The organism is Oceanidesulfovibrio marinus (assembly GCF_013085545.1).
GTDB lineage: Bacteria > Desulfobacterota > Desulfovibrionia > Desulfovibrionales > Desulfovibrionaceae > Oceanidesulfovibrio > Oceanidesulfovibrio marinus.
Genome location: NZ_CP039543.1, coordinates 1,823,125 through 1,840,141, shown reverse-complemented (window position 1 = coordinate 1,840,141; position 17,017 = coordinate 1,823,125). Strand labels below are relative to the sequence as shown.

General features: G+C 62.6%; 14 protein-coding genes. 10 read left to right on the top strand and 4 right to left on the bottom strand.

The genetic code is table 11. From position 1 onward, the window contains the following. The first annotated feature begins 23 nt into the window (after window positions 1-23). Both qrcC and qrcD read left to right on the top strand, forming a co-directional pair. On the top strand, window positions 24-821 hold the full coding sequence (qrcC, locus tag E8L03_RS08285) for a menaquinone reductase iron-sulfur cluster-binding subunit QrcC (RefSeq protein WP_171267065.1): 798 nt from the start codon (window positions 24-26) through the stop codon (window positions 819-821). Continuing rightward, window positions 814-2,052, top strand: coding sequence for a menaquinone reductase integral membrane subunit QrcD (qrcD, locus tag E8L03_RS08280; RefSeq protein ID WP_235896480.1), 1,239 nt, complete (start codon window positions 814-816; stop codon window positions 2,050-2,052). Before qrcC ends, qrcD begins: the two co-directional genes overlap by 8 nt. 238 nt (window positions 2,053-2,290) lie before the next feature. Here qrcD and E8L03_RS08275 read toward each other — a convergent pair whose 3' ends face one another. Then, entirely contained in the window at window positions 2,291-3,958 is a 1,668-nt protein-coding gene (locus E8L03_RS08275) for a GspE/PulE family protein (RefSeq protein ID WP_144233702.1), read from the bottom strand. A 356-nt stretch (window positions 3,959-4,314) separates the two neighbouring features. Here E8L03_RS08275 and E8L03_RS08270 point away from each other — a divergent pair, with 356 nt between their 5' ends. From E8L03_RS08270 to E8L03_RS08255, 4 genes are all read left to right on the top strand, one after another. Further along, the gene (locus E8L03_RS08270) at window positions 4,315-5,577 is read left to right on the top strand and encodes an EAL and HDOD domain-containing protein (protein ID WP_167512307.1); all 1,263 of its coding nucleotides are present in this window, start codon (window positions 4,315-4,317) and stop codon (window positions 5,575-5,577) included. Window positions 5,578-5,629: 52 nt separating this feature from the next. Next, entirely contained in the window at window positions 5,630-6,532 is a 903-nt protein-coding gene (locus E8L03_RS08265) for an AEC family transporter (protein WP_144233704.1), read from the top strand. Between the two features lie 317 nt (window positions 6,533-6,849). Further along, window positions 6,850-7,302, top strand: a complete 453-nt coding sequence (locus tag E8L03_RS08260; protein ID WP_171267064.1) for a (2Fe-2S)-binding protein — start codon at window positions 6,850-6,852, stop codon at window positions 7,300-7,302. Then, the gene (locus E8L03_RS08255; RefSeq protein ID WP_171267063.1) at window positions 7,299-9,404 is read left to right on the top strand and encodes a xanthine dehydrogenase family protein molybdopterin-binding subunit; all 2,106 of its coding nucleotides are present in this window, start codon (window positions 7,299-7,301) and stop codon (window positions 9,402-9,404) included. Before E8L03_RS08260 ends, E8L03_RS08255 begins: the two co-directional genes overlap by 4 nt. A gap of 115 nt (window positions 9,405-9,519) precedes the next feature. On the opposite strand, the gene E8L03_RS08250 is transcribed toward E8L03_RS08255, so the two are convergent. The 3 genes from E8L03_RS08250 to E8L03_RS08240 form a co-directional block, all read right to left on the bottom strand. Further along, on the bottom strand, window positions 9,520-10,398 hold the full coding sequence (locus E8L03_RS08250; protein WP_144233707.1) for an AAA family ATPase: 879 nt from the start codon (window positions 10,396-10,398) through the stop codon (window positions 9,520-9,522). A 118-nt stretch (window positions 10,399-10,516) separates the two neighbouring features. Further along, a complete protein-coding gene (locus E8L03_RS08245; protein ID WP_167512308.1) occupies window positions 10,517-10,912 on the bottom strand; it encodes a PilZ domain-containing protein in 396 nt (131 codons plus the stop codon). Window positions 10,913-11,299: 387 nt separating this feature from the next. Then, entirely contained in the window at window positions 11,300-12,676 is a 1,377-nt protein-coding gene (locus E8L03_RS08240; RefSeq protein WP_171267062.1) for an MATE family efflux transporter, read from the bottom strand. Between the two features lie 150 nt (window positions 12,677-12,826). On the opposite strand from E8L03_RS08240, the gene E8L03_RS08235 reads away from it, so the two are divergent. The 4 genes from E8L03_RS08235 to E8L03_RS08220 all read left to right on the top strand — a co-directional run bounded on the left by E8L03_RS08235 (window position 12,827) and on the right by E8L03_RS08220 (window position 17,014). Next, window positions 12,827-13,330: a hypothetical protein gene (locus E8L03_RS08235; protein WP_153307157.1), complete on the top strand. Its 504-nt coding sequence runs from the start codon at window positions 12,827-12,829 to the stop codon at window positions 13,328-13,330. Between the two features lie 141 nt (window positions 13,331-13,471). Continuing rightward, complete coding sequence (locus E8L03_RS08230; RefSeq protein ID WP_171267061.1) at window positions 13,472-15,484, top strand: lytic murein transglycosylase; 2,013 nt, start codon at window positions 13,472-13,474, stop codon at window positions 15,482-15,484. A 46-nt stretch (window positions 15,485-15,530) separates the two neighbouring features. Next, complete coding sequence (locus E8L03_RS08225; protein ID WP_144233712.1) at window positions 15,531-15,788, top strand: hypothetical protein; 258 nt, start codon at window positions 15,531-15,533, stop codon at window positions 15,786-15,788. A gap of 92 nt (window positions 15,789-15,880) precedes the next feature. Continuing rightward, complete coding sequence (locus E8L03_RS08220) at window positions 15,881-17,014, top strand: lytic murein transglycosylase (RefSeq protein WP_171267060.1); 1,134 nt, start codon at window positions 15,881-15,883, stop codon at window positions 17,012-17,014. Window positions 17,015-17,017: the final 3 nt, after the last annotated feature.

Genomic DNA, 17,017 nt, shown 5'->3' with positions numbered 1-17,017 from the left:
GCAAGTCATAAGGAACAACCGTCATGAGCTCCAAAAAAGAGTTCGATATTGTCTGGGGGATGGTCATCGACCTGGACAAGTGCACGGGCTGCGGTGCGTGTATGGTATCCTGTCAGGCGGAGAACAACGTGCCCATCACCAAAGATGCCACGAACAAGCTCCGGACCCTGTCATGGCTTCTGGTGTACGAGCTTTCCAACGGGAAGCCTTTCCCGGACCACGATGTCGCGTATCTGCCCCGTCCCTGCCAGCAATGCGGAAACCCGGCGTGCGTGCCTGTCTGCCCCGCCACGGTGACCAAGAAGGACGAAGAAGGCGGCATCGTCAGCCAGATCTACCCGCGCTGCTTCGGCTGCCGGTACTGCATGGCCGCCTGCCCGTACCACGCCCGTTACTTCAACTGGTTCGACCCGGTCTGGCCCGAGGGCATGGAGAAGACCCTGTCTCCCGATGTCTCCACGCGTCCTCGCGGCGTGGTCGAGAAGTGCACCTTCTGCCACCACCGCTGGCAGCACGCCAAGGACAAGGCCCGCGTCGAGGGCCGCGATCCCTACGCGCTGGAGCAGGGCGAGTATCAGACCGCCTGTACGGAAGCGTGCCCCAACGGCGCGATCCACTTCGGCGATCTGAAGAACCCCGAGCATACGGTGCACGAGCTCTCCAAGAGCAAGTACGCCTTCCGGCTGCTGGAACGTTTGGGAATGGAACCGCAGGTATATTACCTGAGCCGGCGCGAATGGGTCCGCCGCTTGGGCGATCACTACCTGGACGAAGAAAAGACTGGTGAATTCCAGGTCGTAGGGGGTCATGGTCATGGCTAAGCCCACGGATTACCCACTTCTCAATGAGGGGCTGCCCCGCTGCTCCTTGCCGAAATTCCTGCTCTGGCTGGCAATTATCGGCCTCTTCCTGGCCTGGGGCGGCATCTGGATGGGAATCATCTTCTACGAAGGTCTGGGCGTCACCGCTCTGGACAACTACTTCGGATTCGGTCTCTGGATCACGTTCGACCTCGCGGTCATCGCGCTTGGCGCCGGCGCCTTCTTCACTGGCCTGCTGCGCTACATCCTGAACATCGATCCGCTGAAAAACATCGTGAACCTCGCGGTGGTCATCGGCTTCATCTGCTACTCCGGCGCCATGATCGTCCTGGGGCTCGACGTAGGCCAGCCGCTGAGATCGTGGTTCGGCTTCTGGCACGCCAACGTCCACTCCATGCTGGTCGAGGTGATGTTCTGCATCACGTGCTACCTCATGGTGCTGGCCATCGAGTTCATACCGCTGGTTCTGGAAAATCGGCAGCTGGACAAGATTCCTTTCATCCACAAGCTGTCGCATAACTTCCACGTACTCATGCCGCTTTTTGCCGGCATCGGCGCGTTCCTCTCCTTCTTCCACCAGGGCTCCCTGGGCGGCATGTATGGCGTGCTCTTCAGCCGTCCGTTCGCCTTCCGCGAGGGCTTCTTCATCTGGCCGTGGACCTTCTTCCTGTTTGTCCTGTCCGCCGTGGCTTCCGGTCCGGCGCTGACCATGCTTATCGCGGCCCTGATCGAGAAGGTGTCCGGCCGCAAGCTGGTGGAGTTCCGCGTCAAGGCCTTGATGGGCAAGATCGCGGGCACCATGCTCGCCGTCTACATGTTCTTCAAGATCATCGACACCTGGGCCTGGGCCACCGGCTACCTGCCCAGCGTCGGCCTGACCTTTGACGAGATGTTCCACGGCATCTACGGCCAGTGGCTGCTCTGGGCCGAGATCGGCCTCTGCGGTCTGCTGCCCATGATCATGCTGCTCGTGCCGTCCATCCGCAACACGCCGTCGCTGCTGTACACCGCCGGTATCCTGGACTGCATCGGCGTGACCATCAACCGCTACGTCTTCACCGTGCAGACCCTGGCGCATCCGGTCATGCCGTTCGACAAGTGGCAGCTGTACATTCCGAACCAGGCCGAGTGGGCGCCGTCCTTCCTGGTGCTGGCATACGGGGCGCTGATCATCAGCCTCTCCTACCGGTACCTGCCGCTCTTCCCGCAGGAGAAGAAGCTGAACGCCTAGTCTGAACACGACACACGATCCAAAAAGAGGCGGCTTCGCGATTGCATCGCGAGGCCGTCTTTTTTGTGTCGAACCCGACGCTGCGCCTCGGCAATCTGATTTGGGCGAGGGGGGTGATATGCAGGAGGTGTCCCGCTAGGAGGGGACACGCAGATAGAGAGGGCGGGATAAGCCGCCTCATGGTTGCAACCAGATCTTGCGTGCCGAGGCACGCCGGCGCAGCTGCGCTGCCGGGGTCCTACATGAAGATCAGGGGTGCGGCTTCTTCGAGGGTGGTGATGCCCTTGAGCACCTTGTTCAGCGCGTCCTGGCGCATGGGCCGGAACTTCTTGGAGGCCTGGGCGGCGCGGGCGATATCACGGGAAGAGACGCGCTTGATGATCAGTTCCTGAATCTGCTCGTCGATGTTGAGCACCTCGTAGACGCCGGTCCGGCCGGAGTAGCCGGAATCGCGGCACTTGGGGCAGCCGCGGCCGCGGAAGAATTTTACCTCACGTTTGAGCTTGAGCGCATCCACGTACTTCTGGGGCGGTTGGTACTCCTCCAGGCACTCCTGGCAGTTGCGCCGCATGAGCCGCTGGCCCACGACGCACAGCAGGGTGGAGGCCACCAGGAAGGGTTCGATGCCCATATCGATGAAGCGCGTCACGGCGCCGGCGGCGTCGTTGGTATGTACGGTGGAGAGCAGGCGGTGACCGGTCATGGCGGACTCCACCGCAATCTGCGCGGTCTCGTGGTCGCGAATCTCACCGACCATCAGGACGTCGGGGTCCTGGCGCAGGATGGAGCGCAGACCCGAGGCGAAGGTCATGCCGGCCTTGCGGTTGAGCTGCACCTGGCGGATGGTGTCCACGCGGTGCTCCACCGGGTCTTCCAGGGTGATGATATTGATTTCCGGCTTGTCGATGCGGTGCAGCAGGGAGTAGAGCAGCGTGGTTTTACCGGAACCCGTGGGGCCGGTCGCCAGGATCATGCCGTACGATTTGGATGTGGCCTCCTCAATGCGCTGCATGTCTTCTTCAGTCATGCCCAGCTCTTCCAGCTGCAGGGTGCCGCGTTTGCGGATGAGCAGACGCAGAACCATGTTCTCGCCGTAGATGGTAGGCAGGGCGGATGCGCGGACGTTGACCTCGCGCGTCTGGACGTTGAAGGAGAAGCGGCCGTCCTGCGGCACGCGCGTCACCGAAATGTCCATGTTGGAAATGAGCTTCATGCGCGAGATGACCTGCATGAATATGGACTTGGGCGGTGCCGGGTACTCGCGGAGGATGCCGTCCACGCGGAAGCGGAGCTGCACGCGGTCGCGCTGAGGGCTGATGTGGATGTCGCTCGCCCCTTCGTTGACGGCCTGGTAGAGGATCTGGTTGACGAGCTTGACCACGGGCGCGTCTTCCAGCGCAGCCATGGAGATGTCGACGATCTGCTCTTCTTCGCCTTCCTCGACTTCGAGCTCGTCGATGGCGGACTGCATGTCCCCCAGGGCGGCAGCTTTGCCGTAGTACTGGTAGATGAGCTCGTCGAGGTCGCCTTTGGGGCAGTAGACTGGCTCCAGATCCAGCTTGAGGCTCTTCTCCAGGGTATCCAGCAGGGAGACGTTCAGCGGGTCCGAGGTGGCCACATAGACGAGGCCGCCTTTTTCCTTGATGGCGCAGATGCCGTGCTTGCGGGCTGTCTCCGGATCGATGATCCGCGAGAGGCTCTGCTCGAACGGGTAGGTTTTGGGGTCGTACTTGTCTATCTGGAGCTGGTTGGAGACGTACTCCATCAGCTCATTTTCCTTGAGCTTCCCCTGGTGGCGCAAGTACTCGGCGAGCTTGAGGCCGGATTTCCGCTGCACGGCGCGAGCCATGCGCGAGTTGCCAACGCTGGAGCTGAAGGCGGAAGGATTGTTGGGTTGCTGAGTCATCGTCCTCGGGCGATCCAAGAAGGTGCACAGATGTTGCGCCCCCAACAGGGGCGTCGTGAATCCAAATCTCCCCACAAGTATTTCTTCAAGGAAGATAGCTCCTTGTCAGAAAGAAGCCAAGGGGGGCGGAGAACAATTTTCCAGGGCGTTCCCGGGCCGGATAGTGTATGCAAAACGGGTATAGAACCGGCGGAAGACGAAATCCCGTTGGCACATACGCAATTTCGGCCGTGTTCGGGGTTGAGTAGACCACGCCCGTTGCTGTATGTATGTCTTCCGCAGCTTGCATGCAACCCCTGGTTGTTTTAAATCCTTGTCATCCCGAGACGAGAAGCGCCATACCAACGAGGAAACGAATGGCAGACGCCAAATCCGATGCGGTATACATCGACACGTTTTTCGCGAGGCAACCCATCTTCGACAAGAAGAAGGAGCCCCGCGGATATGCTCTTCTGTATCGCCACAGCTCCGATGCTACCACGGCGCATTTCGAAGACAAGGATATCGCCACGCTCACCGTGATCGCAAACGCGATCATGAACATGCCCAAGGAAGAGAAGGCCCGGAAAAAGCTGTTCATCACATTTACCGAAGAGCCCTTGCTCCGCAAAATTCCCCTGGCGCTTCCAGTTGAGACCACGGTCATCGCGGTCAACGAGTCCATCTCCAAGAACCGCGAGGTTCTCAAGACGCTGATGGAGCTCAAGGCGGACGACTACCAGATAGCCCTCAACGACTACTCCGGCGCTCCGGAGTCCGAGGTGCTGCTCAAGCTGGCGGACATCGTGTTCGTGGACGTGCTGGACGGTGATGGTGAGCGCATCCAGAACCTCGTGGATGCGGTCAAGCCCCACCAATGCGTGCTCGCGGCCAAGCGGGTGGAGGATCTCACCCACTTCAGCCTGGCCAGGGAACTCGGTTTCACCCTGTTCCAGGGCTTCTTCTTCGAAAAACCGGAGATCGTGCCCGGCCGCAAGCTCTCCTCCAACCAGATCTCGCGGCTCATGCTCTTCCGGGCGCTGGAAAAGGAAAACCCGGAGTTCGACGAGCTCGCTTCCATCATCGAAGCCGACGTCTCAATCAGCTACCGGCTCCTGGCGCTCATCAACTCCGCGGCGTTCAGCCTGTCCCGCAAGGTGGAGTCCATCAAGCAGGCCCTGGTGCTGCTGGGGCTCAAGCAGGTCAAAAGCTGGCTGTGGCTCATCTTCCTTTCGGACATCACGCCGGAGGAGAAGACCTCCGAGCTGCCGTATCTCTCAACCATCCGCGGCAAGTTCCTGGAGCGCGCGGCCATGAACCACGACCGCATGGCTCCCAAACCGGACAGCCTCTACCTGCTCGGTCTGTTCTCCCTGCTGGAGGCCCTGCTGGACATCCCCTTCGAGGAGATCGCCGAGAACCTGCCCCTGGACGAGAAGATTATCGACGCCCTGAGCGGCAAGGACAACGAGCTGAGCGCTTGGCTGGATATGGCCAAGCTTTTCGAGCGCGGCGACTGGGACAACATCGACGAGATCATCGAAACGCTCCAGCTCGACCCCATGACCGTGGCCAACTCCTATGCCGAGGCGCTTACCTGGGCGAAATCCATTCAGGAGGAATCCGCGCGCATCGAATAACCGGCCGAGCGCCGATTGCCGCGCGTGGGTCCCCGTGGTATAGCACCGCCCCGTGAACGTTCTCCTCCCAATCTTCCTGCTCATACTCGTTGGCTACGTCTTCCGCCGCACCGGCGTCGTAGAGCTCAGCTTCTGGCCCCAGGCCGAGAAGGCGACCTACTACATCTTCTTCCCGGCGCTTTTGTTGTCCAACCTCTCCACGGCCTCGTTCGGCGAACAGCCCGCCCTGACCATGGCCGGCGCCATGATAACCGGCGTGGTCGCGGTCTCCGGTATCGCGCTTTTTCTGCAATCGCGCTTCCGCATGCCGGGGCCGGCGTTCTCCTCCATCTTCCAGGGCTCCATCCGCATGAACACGTACGTGGGCATCGCGGCTGCGTCGGCCATGGCCGGCAGTCCGGGCGTCACGCTGTCCGCTGTGGCGCTGGTAGCGACCATCCCTCTGGTGAACTTTCTGTCCGTGCCCGTGGTCTCGCATTATGGAGCCGGCAACATCTCCTCGCTGCGCGCCATACTCGCGGCCCTGGCCAAGAACCCGTTGATCCTGGGCAGTGTCGGCGGCTTCGCGCTCAACTACACGCACATCCAGCTTCCGGATGCGCTTTACGAAATGCTCCACCTGCTGGGACGCGCGGCCTTGCCCGTCGGCCTGCTCACCGTGGGCGCCGGGCTCAACTTCCGCCACATCGCGCCGCAGAAATACCGCATTCTCCTGGCCGCGTCGCTTAAGCTCATGCTGCTGCCGGCCGTCACCATCCTGGCCTGTAGGCTGTACAACGTGCCCACCCCGGCGGACGTGGTTGCCGTGCTCTTCGCGTCCCTGCCTACGGCCGTCTCCTGCTACATCCTGGCGCGGCAGCTCGGCGGCGACGAAGATCTCATGGCTTCCATCATCACCGCCCAGACCGTGATAGCCTTCGTGACCCTGCCCGTGGCGCTCTACCTCGTAGACTGACGCCCACGGCGCGGAAGCTTCTCCCTGCATGAAAAGCCCGGACCTCCACGGAGGCCGGGCTTGTTCGTTTTGGAATGCCCACCCGCATTCTCTCGTAGCGCCTTCACTGCCGGTTCAGACCGCCCCGCGCGTCTTATTGCCTCTGCGATCGGCTGCACGCCGGGTGTTCCGAAAGATAACCCAAATAGTGTCATGACTCTGAGATACATTTGGCGTTTACTCACAAGTTGCATCGAAAGTTTTCAACGCGCTGTTGCGCGGATGCACCACGTTTTCAACATGGAACGCTACTGCTCCATACACCCCAGGAGATTTGCATGATCAAGCTCATTATCAACGACGACGAGTACTCCGTGGACGTGGACCCGGATACGCCCTTGCTCTGGGTTCTCCGCGACGTTCTCGGGCTGACGGGCACCAAGTTCGGCTGCGGCGCCGGGCAGTGCTGGGGCTGCACAGTAATCGTGGACGGCAAGGCCCGGCCTTCGTGCACGACCAAGATATCCGGCCTGGAAGGCAAGAAGATAACCACCATCGAAGGCATTCCAGAGGACCATCCGGTCAAGCAGGCCTGGCTGGAGGAGCAGGTCCCCCAGTGCGGCTACTGCCAGCCCGGCCAGATCATGCGCGCCGTGGCCCTGCTGGATGAAAATCCGGACCCGGACCGCGACGAGGTGCGCAAGGCCATGTCCCGGAACCTCTGCCGCTGCGGCACATACCCCCGCATCGAAGCTGCCGTGCTGCGCGCGGCCAGGGAGGTGGCGAAATGACAAACGCACCCAATGCCCTGACCCTGTGCGCCGATATGTTGAATCCAGGCGTCAATGGCGTATTCGCTGTAGACGGGCAACCGCCGGAAGGAGGCCTGGAGCTCCTCTGGCTTACTGTGCACACGGACGGCAAGGTCTCCGTGATGCTCAACAAGATCGAGATGGGGCAGGGCTCCAGTACGGCCCTGTGCATGATCGTGGCCGACGAGCTGGACGCGGACCTGCAGCGGGTCGGGTTCGTCCAGGCGCTGTACGACCCGAAGTACGACGACCCGGAGTTCCACGCCATGCTCACGGGTGGCTCCACCAGCGTGCGCAGCATGATGGGACCGCTGCGGGAGGCTGCCGCCGCGGCCAGGGAGATGCTCAAGACCGCTGCGGCGGAGCGCTTGGGCGTGGATGCGTCCGAGCTGACCACAGAGAACGGGTTCGTGATCCATGGCGAGCAGAAAATCCCGTACGGCGAGCTTGTGGAAGAGGCGGCCGGGCAGGCCGTGCCAGAATCGCCCCCGCTCAAGGACGCCGCGTCTTTCCGATATCTCGGCCACTGCGCCCGGCGGATGGACATCCCGGACAAGATTGCCGGCGCGGCGCGCTTCGGCCTGGATGTCCACCTGCCTGACATGCACTACGCAGCCCTTGCCTGGCCACGTGCATATGGCGCAACAGCCGAGTCGTGGGACGAGGATGCCGCCCTGGCCGTTCCCGGAGTGACCGAGGTCGTGCAGACGGAGATCGGGCCGGCCGTGCTGGCCGAGAACACCTGGGCCGCCTGGAAGGGCCGCGACGCTCTGGCCGTGCAGTGGTCCGAGGGCACGCAACCGGACCTCTCCACCGAAGTGCTGTTCGAGGAGCTGGAAGCGCTTCTTGACTCCTCCGGCATAATTGCGGCGGACACTGGAGACGCACCGGGCCGGGCCGAGGCCGCCGCGGACAAGATCGACCTCACCTTCCACCAGCCCTTTCTGGCGCACGCCCCTATCGAGCCCATGAACTGCACCGCCCACGTCCGGCCGGACGGTGTGGACCTCTGGGGGCCGACACAATTCCAGACCGGCTGGGCCGAGAAAGCCGTCGAGATAACCGGTCTGCCCATGGAGTCCATTGCCGTGCATACGACCTATGCCGGCGGGGGATTCGGACGCAAGGGGATGCTCGATGGCGCACGGGTCGCGGTGCATGTTTCCAAGGCCTGCGGCAAACCGGTGCAGCTTCTGTACTCGCGGGACGAGGAGTTCCACTACGACGCCGTCCGGCCCGGCAGCGTGGCTCGGGTGCAGGCCGGCCTGGACGCGAATGGGAAGATCGCATTCTGGAATCACCGCACCGCCTCGGCTTCGGTTCTGGCAGGGCTCCTGCCATTCATGCTTGCGGAGACCGGCCTGGATTTCACCGGCGTGGAGGGCGTATCGGAGATGGATTATGACATCGGCGCTCTGCGCGTGGAGTGGTTGCGCCACGAGACGCCCGTGCCTATCGGCTTCTGGCGCTCGGTAGGCAGCTCGCACAACTGCTTTGTGCGCGAATCCGTGATTGATGAGCTGGCCGCCGTTGCAGGGGAAGACCCGGTGGCGTTCCGCCTGGCGCGGATGACCGATCCTAGAGCAGCCGGGGTGCTGAAGCTGGCGACCGAGCGCTACGGCTGGGACAGGGAGCTGCCCGAGGGCCACGCCGCCGGTGTGGCCTGCGACCATTGCTTCGGCAGCTACACCGCGCAGGTCGCCGAGATCAGCCGCGATCCCGAGAGTGGCGCAATTACGGTCCACCGCGTCGTGGCGGCCATGGATTGCGGCCAGACCGTCAACCCGCTCAACATAGTCATGCAGGTGGAAGGCGCCGTGATCATGGGGCTCTCCGCCCTGGTCGGCGAAGGTATGGAGTTCGCCGACGGCGGCGTGGCCACCAAGCAGTTCAACACCTATCCGGTGATGCGAATGGACGCGAGTCCGGAGGCCATAGAGGTGCACATCGTGGAAAACGCGGAGGCACCCGGCGGCGTGGGCGAGCCCGGTCTGCCGGCCGTTCTGCCCGCAGTGACCAACGCTCTGAAGACCCTGACCGGAGAGCGCGTGACCGAGCTGCCGCTGTCCCGCAAGAAGTGAGAGGATAGAAACGCGGCGGACCGGCGTAAGCTGTCTGCGCCCCGATAAGAAAAGCCCGGCTTCCCCGTATCGAACAGGGAGGCCGGGCTTTGGCATGTGTATGGGGTATCCGGGGCTAGGACTCTTCTTCCTCTTCGTCCTCGGCCAGGACCTTTTTCACCAGGCCCTTGTAGTCGGCCGCGCCGGTGGAGCCGCCGGCGTACTCGAAGATGGTCATGCCGTAGGCCGGGGCCTCGGAGAGGCGCACGTTGTAGCGGATGGCCGGGCAGAGGTACTGCTCGTAAATGGTGCGGAGCTTTTCAAGGATCTCGCCGGGGTTCTTGATTCGCTCGTCCAGGAAGGTGGGCAGGATGTACTTGATGCCCACTTCCTTGCGGTACTTCTTGATGGACTGCAGGCTCTTGATAAACTCGGAAAGGCCCTGCAGGCTCATGACCTCCAGCGAGACCGGGATGAGCACTTCCTTGGCGTAGAAGAGCACGTTCACGGTGAGGGGGTCCCAGCCCGGCGAGGAGTCGATGACGATAAAGTCGAAGTGGACCTCCAGCGGGGCCAGGGCTTCGGTCAAGGTCATCTCGCCGCCGAAGTCCTTGCGGTCAATCATCCGCTTGATGCCTGCCAGGGACTTGCCGCCGGAAAGCAGCCAGAGGTTGTCCCGCGCCTTGAACATGGCGTCCTTGGGCTTGAGCTCCCGCGTGACGAGCTCGGTCAGGCCGGCCTTGGGCTTGACGCCGAGCATGTACGCGGACTGGCCCTGCGTGTCCGTGTCCACCAGGAGCACGCGCTTGCCTTCCAGCGCCAGGCCGGCGGCAAGGTTCACCGAGGTGGTCGTCTTGCCCACGCCGCCTTTGGAAAGCAGCACGGCAATGGAGCGGGCTTTCTTCAGCGGAAAGCGGTGGCCACAGCTCTTGCAGTGCACCATGGCTTTCCGTGATGGCACCTTGGAATCGTCAATGGTGCGCTGAAAGCCGCAGTTCGGACAGGTTATCTCCATGAATGCCTCCACGTGGCGGGGGGCCGGGCGCATTCCGTCCGCGCAACGCCTTGTACGGCGCAGACGCCGAATGACGGCGCGCGAACAGCCGGGGCCACGGTGCTATCCCACAACATACCTATTCCTGAAAGTAATCCTCGCGCGTGCGGGAAACAAACGACACGAGCTTGTCCTCAGTCTCGGGATCGAGCTTGGTGAACTGCACTCCGTAGCGGAAGGTGTTGTCCTCGTCGCGGGAGATGTGCACGACCCGTCCCTGCATTGCGAGCGGCTCTCCCCTGAAGAGCAGCGTGATGTTGTCGATCTCTTCACCAATGGAGAACAGGTTGCGTCTGGACTGGAACACGCCCACGCCGCCCTCTACGACATCGAAGGCGCCAAAGCTCTCATCTCCAATCTTCACGGTAAGCGTGAAGGGATCATTGACCGGCACACGGAACGACTTGCGGGTGGTGGTAATTTTTTCCGTCGTGGTCAGCTCTTCGGAGCTGAGGTCCGAGTTTTTCTCCGCCATGGAAGACTCCTTCGCGATTGGCGCTGTGCGGAAATGTCGAGCAATATGCAGACATTCCAGAAGCGGTAAAAAAGCTTCGCGCACACGGCGTTCCATGCCCGGGGGCTGCAGGAAGAACGCCGATTTCCCGAATCAATCACCACGTTGCAGGCCGATGACGCAGACCATGGCTGGCGGCGATACATCGAGGCACTACTACATCACTGATAGACCCTTTAGCGTAAATGGTAAAAAATATCCAGTCATAATACGGGACTGGGATAAAAAAGAAAAAAGCGTCAACGCAACGCGTGATACATGGAGAGCGGAGGTATGCTGGGGAACGGTGTTATGTATGCAATATTTCCATGAATCGAAGGATCGGCCATGTCGGAAATCTGTAGTCGCTTATGCTTTGGCGCCGGAGGCGCGCTTTTTGGGCATGCTCGCAATGACCTTATGAAGCAGATGGTTCGCATAGAAGATGGAAATGACCGCTGCTGTCCAGGTGATCGCGAAGATGCCCCACCAGATACCCAGTGTGCCAACATCAAGAACGTGCACAAGCAGTGAGAAGACAATAATCGGGAAGACTATCTGCCGCGCAAGGCCGATCCACACTGCGAACATCGGGCGCTTCACGCCTTGCAATGACGCGACGTTTACAAATAGGATGACATAGGCATACAGCGCGAATGCGGAGATATGCAGATACTCGGCTCCGATGGCGACGACCTCGGCGTCCTTGGTGAAAAAGGACAGCAGGAGCCTGGCTCCGAAAAAGACCAGCAATGTGCCGAAGATCATAATGACAGCGCCGTGCTTCAGGGCTTTGGCTCGCACGGCGAACACGCGCCCGCCCAACCCGGCGCCGTAGCTCTGCGCTACGATCGTCAGCGTGGCCACATTGAGGCCTATGGTCGGCAGCAGCGCTATCTGCTCCACGCGCGTGGCAATGCCGTACGCCGCCACGGCGGCCTCGCCGAACTGCGAGATGAAGTACGTGATGACGAAAATGCCGAGCCCGATGGTGAAGAAGTTGATGCTGGCCGGAAATCCCTGCCTGGCGATCTCGGCCCAGGGCTCGCGCCGGGGAATGAAGTCTTGCCAGCAGGTCACGCAGAGCAGGCCGCTCTGCCAGGTGCGGAAGCCCATGTACACCGAGCCCGCCACCTGGATGAGCACCGTGGCCAGGGCGATGCCCCGGACGCCCATGGGCGGAAGGCCCAGGCCGCCGCGCACGAACCACGGATCCAGCACGCAGTTTGCAAAGAAGCTGAAGATCAAAAAGTTCCTGTTGATCTTCGTGTTCCCCTGCGCGTTCAGCGAGGCGTTGAACATGTAGATGAGGATGAAGAAGAACGACCCGGCAAAGATGACGTCCATGTACTCCAGACACAGCTCCAGGTACTGTCCTTCGGCTCCGAGGATGCGGAAAAGCATGGGCGAGGCCGCGATGCCCACCACGGTGAGCACAAGGGAGGCGAGGGCGCCGAAGGAGAGGGCCTGCTGGGTGAACAGCCGGGCGGACTTCTCGTCCCCGGCGCCCAGGGCGTGGCCGATCAGCGCCGTGGCGCCGGTGCCCAGGCCGTTGCCCAGCGACGTGATGGCGAAGAAGAGCGGAAAAGCCAGAGACAGCGCGGCCATGGCCACGGTGGAGATGTGCCCGGCAAAGAATGTGTCCACCACGTTGTACATGGTGTGGAAAAAGAAGCCGATGGACGCCGGCACGGCCACCAGGGCGATGGCCTTGGAGATGGGCAGGGTCGTCAGGTCGTAGCGCATTGTCACGATTGCGAAAATTGGGGTATCCGTTGGTCCGGGTGATGATGCCCGGAGGATATAACTACATGGGCCGCGGTGGTCCGGCAAGACTTTAGGCGGCTGCATCCCCGGCGGTTTCGGCCGCACAAGATGTGTGCAAGGAGTTTCCCCATGCGGAAAGCGGTTTGGCTGAGCATCGTGCTCATGGTGCTGATTGCCGGCGGCGTTGCCGCCTATGTGTTCTGGCCGCAGCAAAAGGTCGAGGTGCGCGACGTGCTGGACGAGGTGGGGCTGCGGCGGTTCGCCCAGCGTATGCTGGGGCCGGGTAAGGAAGGTTCCGAGCCGCTGCTGGAGGCCACACGAGACCTGGGCAAGTTCGCCGGATTCAGCGGAGAGTCCATGGACAAGAAGCAGGCCGAGGATCTGCTCGCCTTCATCAAGTCCCAACCGGACAAGGATCGCTACACGATCACCTATAGAGTGGGGCCCACCAGGTACACCGTTATTGCGGATTTTCGCGACAACGCCCTGATGCGCATGGAGAAGACCGGGGACCATGGCAAGAACGAGTACTGGCTGGGTTACCCCATGGAACGGTTGCAGAATGCAGCACAGGGGGGAACCCTGGACAAGACGCCGCAAGGGAGCAAGCCAGCGCGTGTATACGAGTTCTGAAGCCCGGGCAGGCGCATCGCCTGGACAACAGAATAGAGTTGCGGTTCGTTTTTTTCATTGTCGAACGCGGCTGCATCGGGCTACTGTTCGATTCAGTACCATTATCGGTCCACCTCAAGCCGTCCGTGGGGCCTCTGCATCATGAGCATCAGCCGTTTTTTCAGAGTACGTATCGGTTTGCTGTCCGCAGCAGTCCTCTTCCTCCTGGCCCTCGTTGCGACACTGCCCCTGCCGCAGCCGGCGCACGCCGCCGATGCGGTCTGGGCGCCGCTCATCACTCGCTTGGCCGCCAAGGGTTTCGACCCTGCCGAGCTGCGCGCCGTGTTCTCGCAATCCGGCGTGGAGTACGATCCCAGGCCCATGCGCATCAAGCTGCGCACGCTCTACAAGGGCATGACGGACTCCTCCCGCGTGCGGGGCATTCAGGAGGACCTCGCCAAGCTGGGCTACCTGCCCGGCAAGGTGGACGGCAAGTACGGGCCGAACACGGACCAGGCCATCCGCCGCTACCAGGCCGACCATGGGCTGGAGCCCGACGGTCTGGCCACACGTGATCTCGCGGCCGACATCCGCATGGCCCTGCAGAAGCGCGGTATGGCCAAACCGGGCATCGGCTGGACCTCCAGGGTCTACGACGCCGGCACCCATCCCCGCCGCATTGCCGAAGCGCGTGACTTCTACGTGCTCCACCGGCCGGACTTCGCGGCCATGGAAAGGCGCTTCGGCGTGGACTCCCACGTGGTGGGCGGCATCGTCAGCGTGGAGACGCGCTCCGGACGCTACCTGGGCGTGCGCTCGGCGTTCAACACCCTGGCCAGCATGGCCCTGGGCGCGGACTACACCGTGGTGCAGCCGTTCTTTGCGGATGAGAAGCTGACCCCGGAGATGGAGGCGTGGCTGAAGAACACCGCCAAGGAGCGCGGCGACTGGGCTCTGGACGAGCTGGCCGCCTTGCTGCGCTACGCCAAGAATTCCTGTCAGAACCCGGTGGACCTGCCGGGCTCCATCTACGGAGCCATCGGCATCGCGCAGTTCATGCCATCCAACGTGGCAAAGCACGGCGCGGACGGCGACGGCGACGGCGTCGTGAACCTCTTTGATCCGGAAGACGCCATCCACAGCGCCGGCTCCTACCTGCACGAGTACGGCTGGTCCGGCTCGGCCGCGGATACCCTGCAGGAACGGCGCGAGCTTCTGTACACGTACAACCACAGCCAGACCTACGTGAACACGGTGCTGGCCGTGGCGGACAAGCTGGAGGAGCGCGACCGCACCGATCCGGACCCGGCGCCGCGCACCAACCGCGTGCACGTTTCCGACGCCTCGGCTCTGATCCGCGCCATCGAGCCGGACACCCGGGTCATTCTCGCGCCCGGCACGTACGATCTCATCGGCCTGGCAGGCTCCACGAGCACGAACTACGTGCGCTGGGAAAAACGCGGCGCTGCGATGGTGCCCGTGCTGCACGATATCGCCGGCGTCACCATCCAGGCGCAGGAGGGCAGGGTGCGAATCCTTACACCCGAAGGCGCGCCGGCACTGGTGCTGGAAAATGTCCGGGACATGGAGATCCGCGACGTGGCCTTCATGCCGCGCACGCCGCAGGCCTGCTCCCTTGCCGCGAGCGTGGAAAAAACGCAAAATAAGAAAGCGGGCGTACAGCCGCCGTTGACTGCGCAGTACGGTCCCGGCCTGGTCGCCGTGGACTGCCGGAGCATTGTCCTGGAAGGCTGCCAATTCGCGAACCTGGAGCAGGGGGGCGTACGGTTCGAGGCTTGCGCGGACACCGAGCTGCGCTTTTGCCACTTTTCCGGCTGCGGCCAGTCCGTGCTGCTGGCCGACCGTTGTGAGCGGTTCAGCGTGCGGGACTCCTTCTTCACCGCCAATCCGGCCGGCAAGCTGCTGCGGCTGGAGCAGTGCAAGGACGTACGCATCGCCTGGTGCGGCTTTTTGGACAACGCCCTGACCAACGGAATGGACGACGACGTGACCAACACGGCCATCGTCTCCATTGCCGGAGAGTCCGAGGGCCATGCGCTCGAAAGCTCCGTGGTCTGGGGCAACCGCGCCGGCAGGTTCTGCGACCAGCTCAATGCGCTGAGCCGATTTGCCACAGTGATCAAAAAGAACTCCTTCAAGCACGGCCTGGGCTGATCGGCCTTCAGCGTGCCCCTGATGAGGATTGCCCAACGAGGATAGTATGGACGAGCAACTGAAGAACATCGCGAACGCACTGGGCAAGGAAGCCGGCAAGGTCGCGAAAAAGGCCGGCGAGAAACTCACCGGGGCAGGCTCCAAGGCGGCCATGCGCCGCGGCCTTCTCGAAGAGCCCGTGACCCTGGACGAGGTCGTGGACGGGTTCCGGACCCTTTCCAAGGACGGCTCCCTGGACAAGGACGAGCTGCGCCGCCGCGGGCTGAATCTGCTCGAAACATTTCGCAACAGGAAACGTTCGTAACGTTTTCCGCCACCTCCGGGGAGCGCGGCCCGCAACCGACGCGTCCTTCCCGATCCATTCCCCTTCCATCCGGCATCAGCCAGCAGGGCAGTATGAGCATTCGTTGCAGCAATCCGTTCCGTATCGGCCCGCTGCTCGCCGCAGCGTTTTTATGCAACCTCGTCGCGATCTTTGTCGCACCCTGCGCCGAAGCCCAGACGCCCCCGGCGTGGCGGCCTCTGGTGGACCGCCTGGTCCTGGAGGGCTTCGACCGCGCGGCCATGGACAGCCTCTTTGCCAGGGCAAGGCTGGCGTACGATCCCGAGCCCATGGTCGACAAGATGGAGGCGCTGTACGCCACCAAGTACGGAATCCGGCTGGTGCGGGCCGTGCAGACGGAGCTGGTGCGCCTGAGCTACCTGGATGACGACGTGGACGGCAAGGTCGGCCCCAACACGCGCAACGCCGTGCGACTGTTCGAGCAGGCCCATGGCATGGCCGTGACCGGCGTGGCAGACGAGGAGATTCTGGCGCTGGCCAAGAGGGAGACCCAGCCCAAGCCGGCGGATCTCTCGCTGCCGGAGGAGAAGGCCCTGGTCTACTCCTCGGTGCTCACGCCGGAGCGCCTGGCCGAGGCGAGCGCATTCTACAAGGCGCACCGCAAGGCGCTGCAGAAGATGCGCGCCAGCTACGGCGTGCCCGAGGAAATCGCCGTGGGCATCGTGACCGTGGAGACGCGGTGCGGCCTGTACCTGGGAGAGGAGAACGCCTTCGCCACCCTGGCGAGCATGGCCGCCAGCCGTAACCCCACTATCCTCGACAGCCTGGTGGCGCGTGAGAAACCCACGCCGCCGCAGCGCAGCTGGCTGTACAACCGCATGAACGAGAAGGCGGACTGGGCCCAGAACGAGCTCGTGGCTATGCTCCAGTACGCGGCGCTCAACGGGCTCGATCCCCTGCGCATGCCGGGCTCGGTGTACGGGGCCATCGGCATCTGCCAGTTCATGCCCACCAACGCTGTGAAGTTCGGCGTGGATGGCGACGCCGACGGCGCCGTCAATCTTTACACGGCCGACGACGCGCTCATGAGCCTGGGCAACTTTCTGAATGAGCACGGCTGGAAGGCCGGCGCGAAAAATCGGCGGGCGCAACGCAAGGCGCTGTACCGCTACAACCATTCAATCATCTACGTGAACACGGTGCTTGCCGTGGCCGACCACATCCGGCGCGGCGCACCCAGCCAGTGAGCA

What these genes read in the sequence shown, in the direction of transcription:
- qrcC (WP_171267065.1), top strand. Translation starts at nt 24, where the DNA reads ATGAGCTCCAAAAAAGAGTTCGATATTGTCTGGGGGATGGTCATCGAC.
- qrcD (WP_235896480.1), top strand. Translation starts at nt 814, where the DNA reads ATGGCTAAGCCCACGGATTACCCACTTCTCAATGAGGGGCTGCCCCGC.
- E8L03_RS08275 (WP_144233702.1), bottom strand. Translation starts at nt 3,958, where the DNA reads ATGACTCAGCAACCCAACAATCCTTCCGCCTTCAGCTCCAGCGTTGGC.
- E8L03_RS08270 (WP_167512307.1), top strand. Translation starts at nt 4,315, where the DNA reads ATGGCAGACGCCAAATCCGATGCGGTATACATCGACACGTTTTTCGCG.
- E8L03_RS08260 (WP_171267064.1), top strand. Translation starts at nt 6,850, where the DNA reads ATGATCAAGCTCATTATCAACGACGACGAGTACTCCGTGGACGTGGAC.
- E8L03_RS08255 (WP_171267063.1), top strand. Translation starts at nt 7,299, where the DNA reads ATGACAAACGCACCCAATGCCCTGACCCTGTGCGCCGATATGTTGAAT.
- E8L03_RS08250 (WP_144233707.1), bottom strand. Translation starts at nt 10,398, where the DNA reads ATGGAGATAACCTGTCCGAACTGCGGCTTTCAGCGCACCATTGACGAT.
- E8L03_RS08245 (WP_167512308.1), bottom strand. Translation starts at nt 10,912, where the DNA reads ATGGCGGAGAAAAACTCGGACCTCAGCTCCGAAGAGCTGACCACGACG.
- E8L03_RS08240 (WP_171267062.1), bottom strand. Translation starts at nt 12,676, where the DNA reads ATGCGCTACGACCTGACGACCCTGCCCATCTCCAAGGCCATCGCCCTG.
- E8L03_RS08235 (WP_153307157.1), top strand. Translation starts at nt 12,827, where the DNA reads ATGCGGAAAGCGGTTTGGCTGAGCATCGTGCTCATGGTGCTGATTGCC.
- E8L03_RS08230 (WP_171267061.1), top strand. Translation starts at nt 13,472, where the DNA reads ATGAGCATCAGCCGTTTTTTCAGAGTACGTATCGGTTTGCTGTCCGCA.
- E8L03_RS08225 (WP_144233712.1), top strand. Translation starts at nt 15,531, where the DNA reads ATGGACGAGCAACTGAAGAACATCGCGAACGCACTGGGCAAGGAAGCC.
- E8L03_RS08220 (WP_171267060.1), top strand. Translation starts at nt 15,881, where the DNA reads ATGAGCATTCGTTGCAGCAATCCGTTCCGTATCGGCCCGCTGCTCGCC.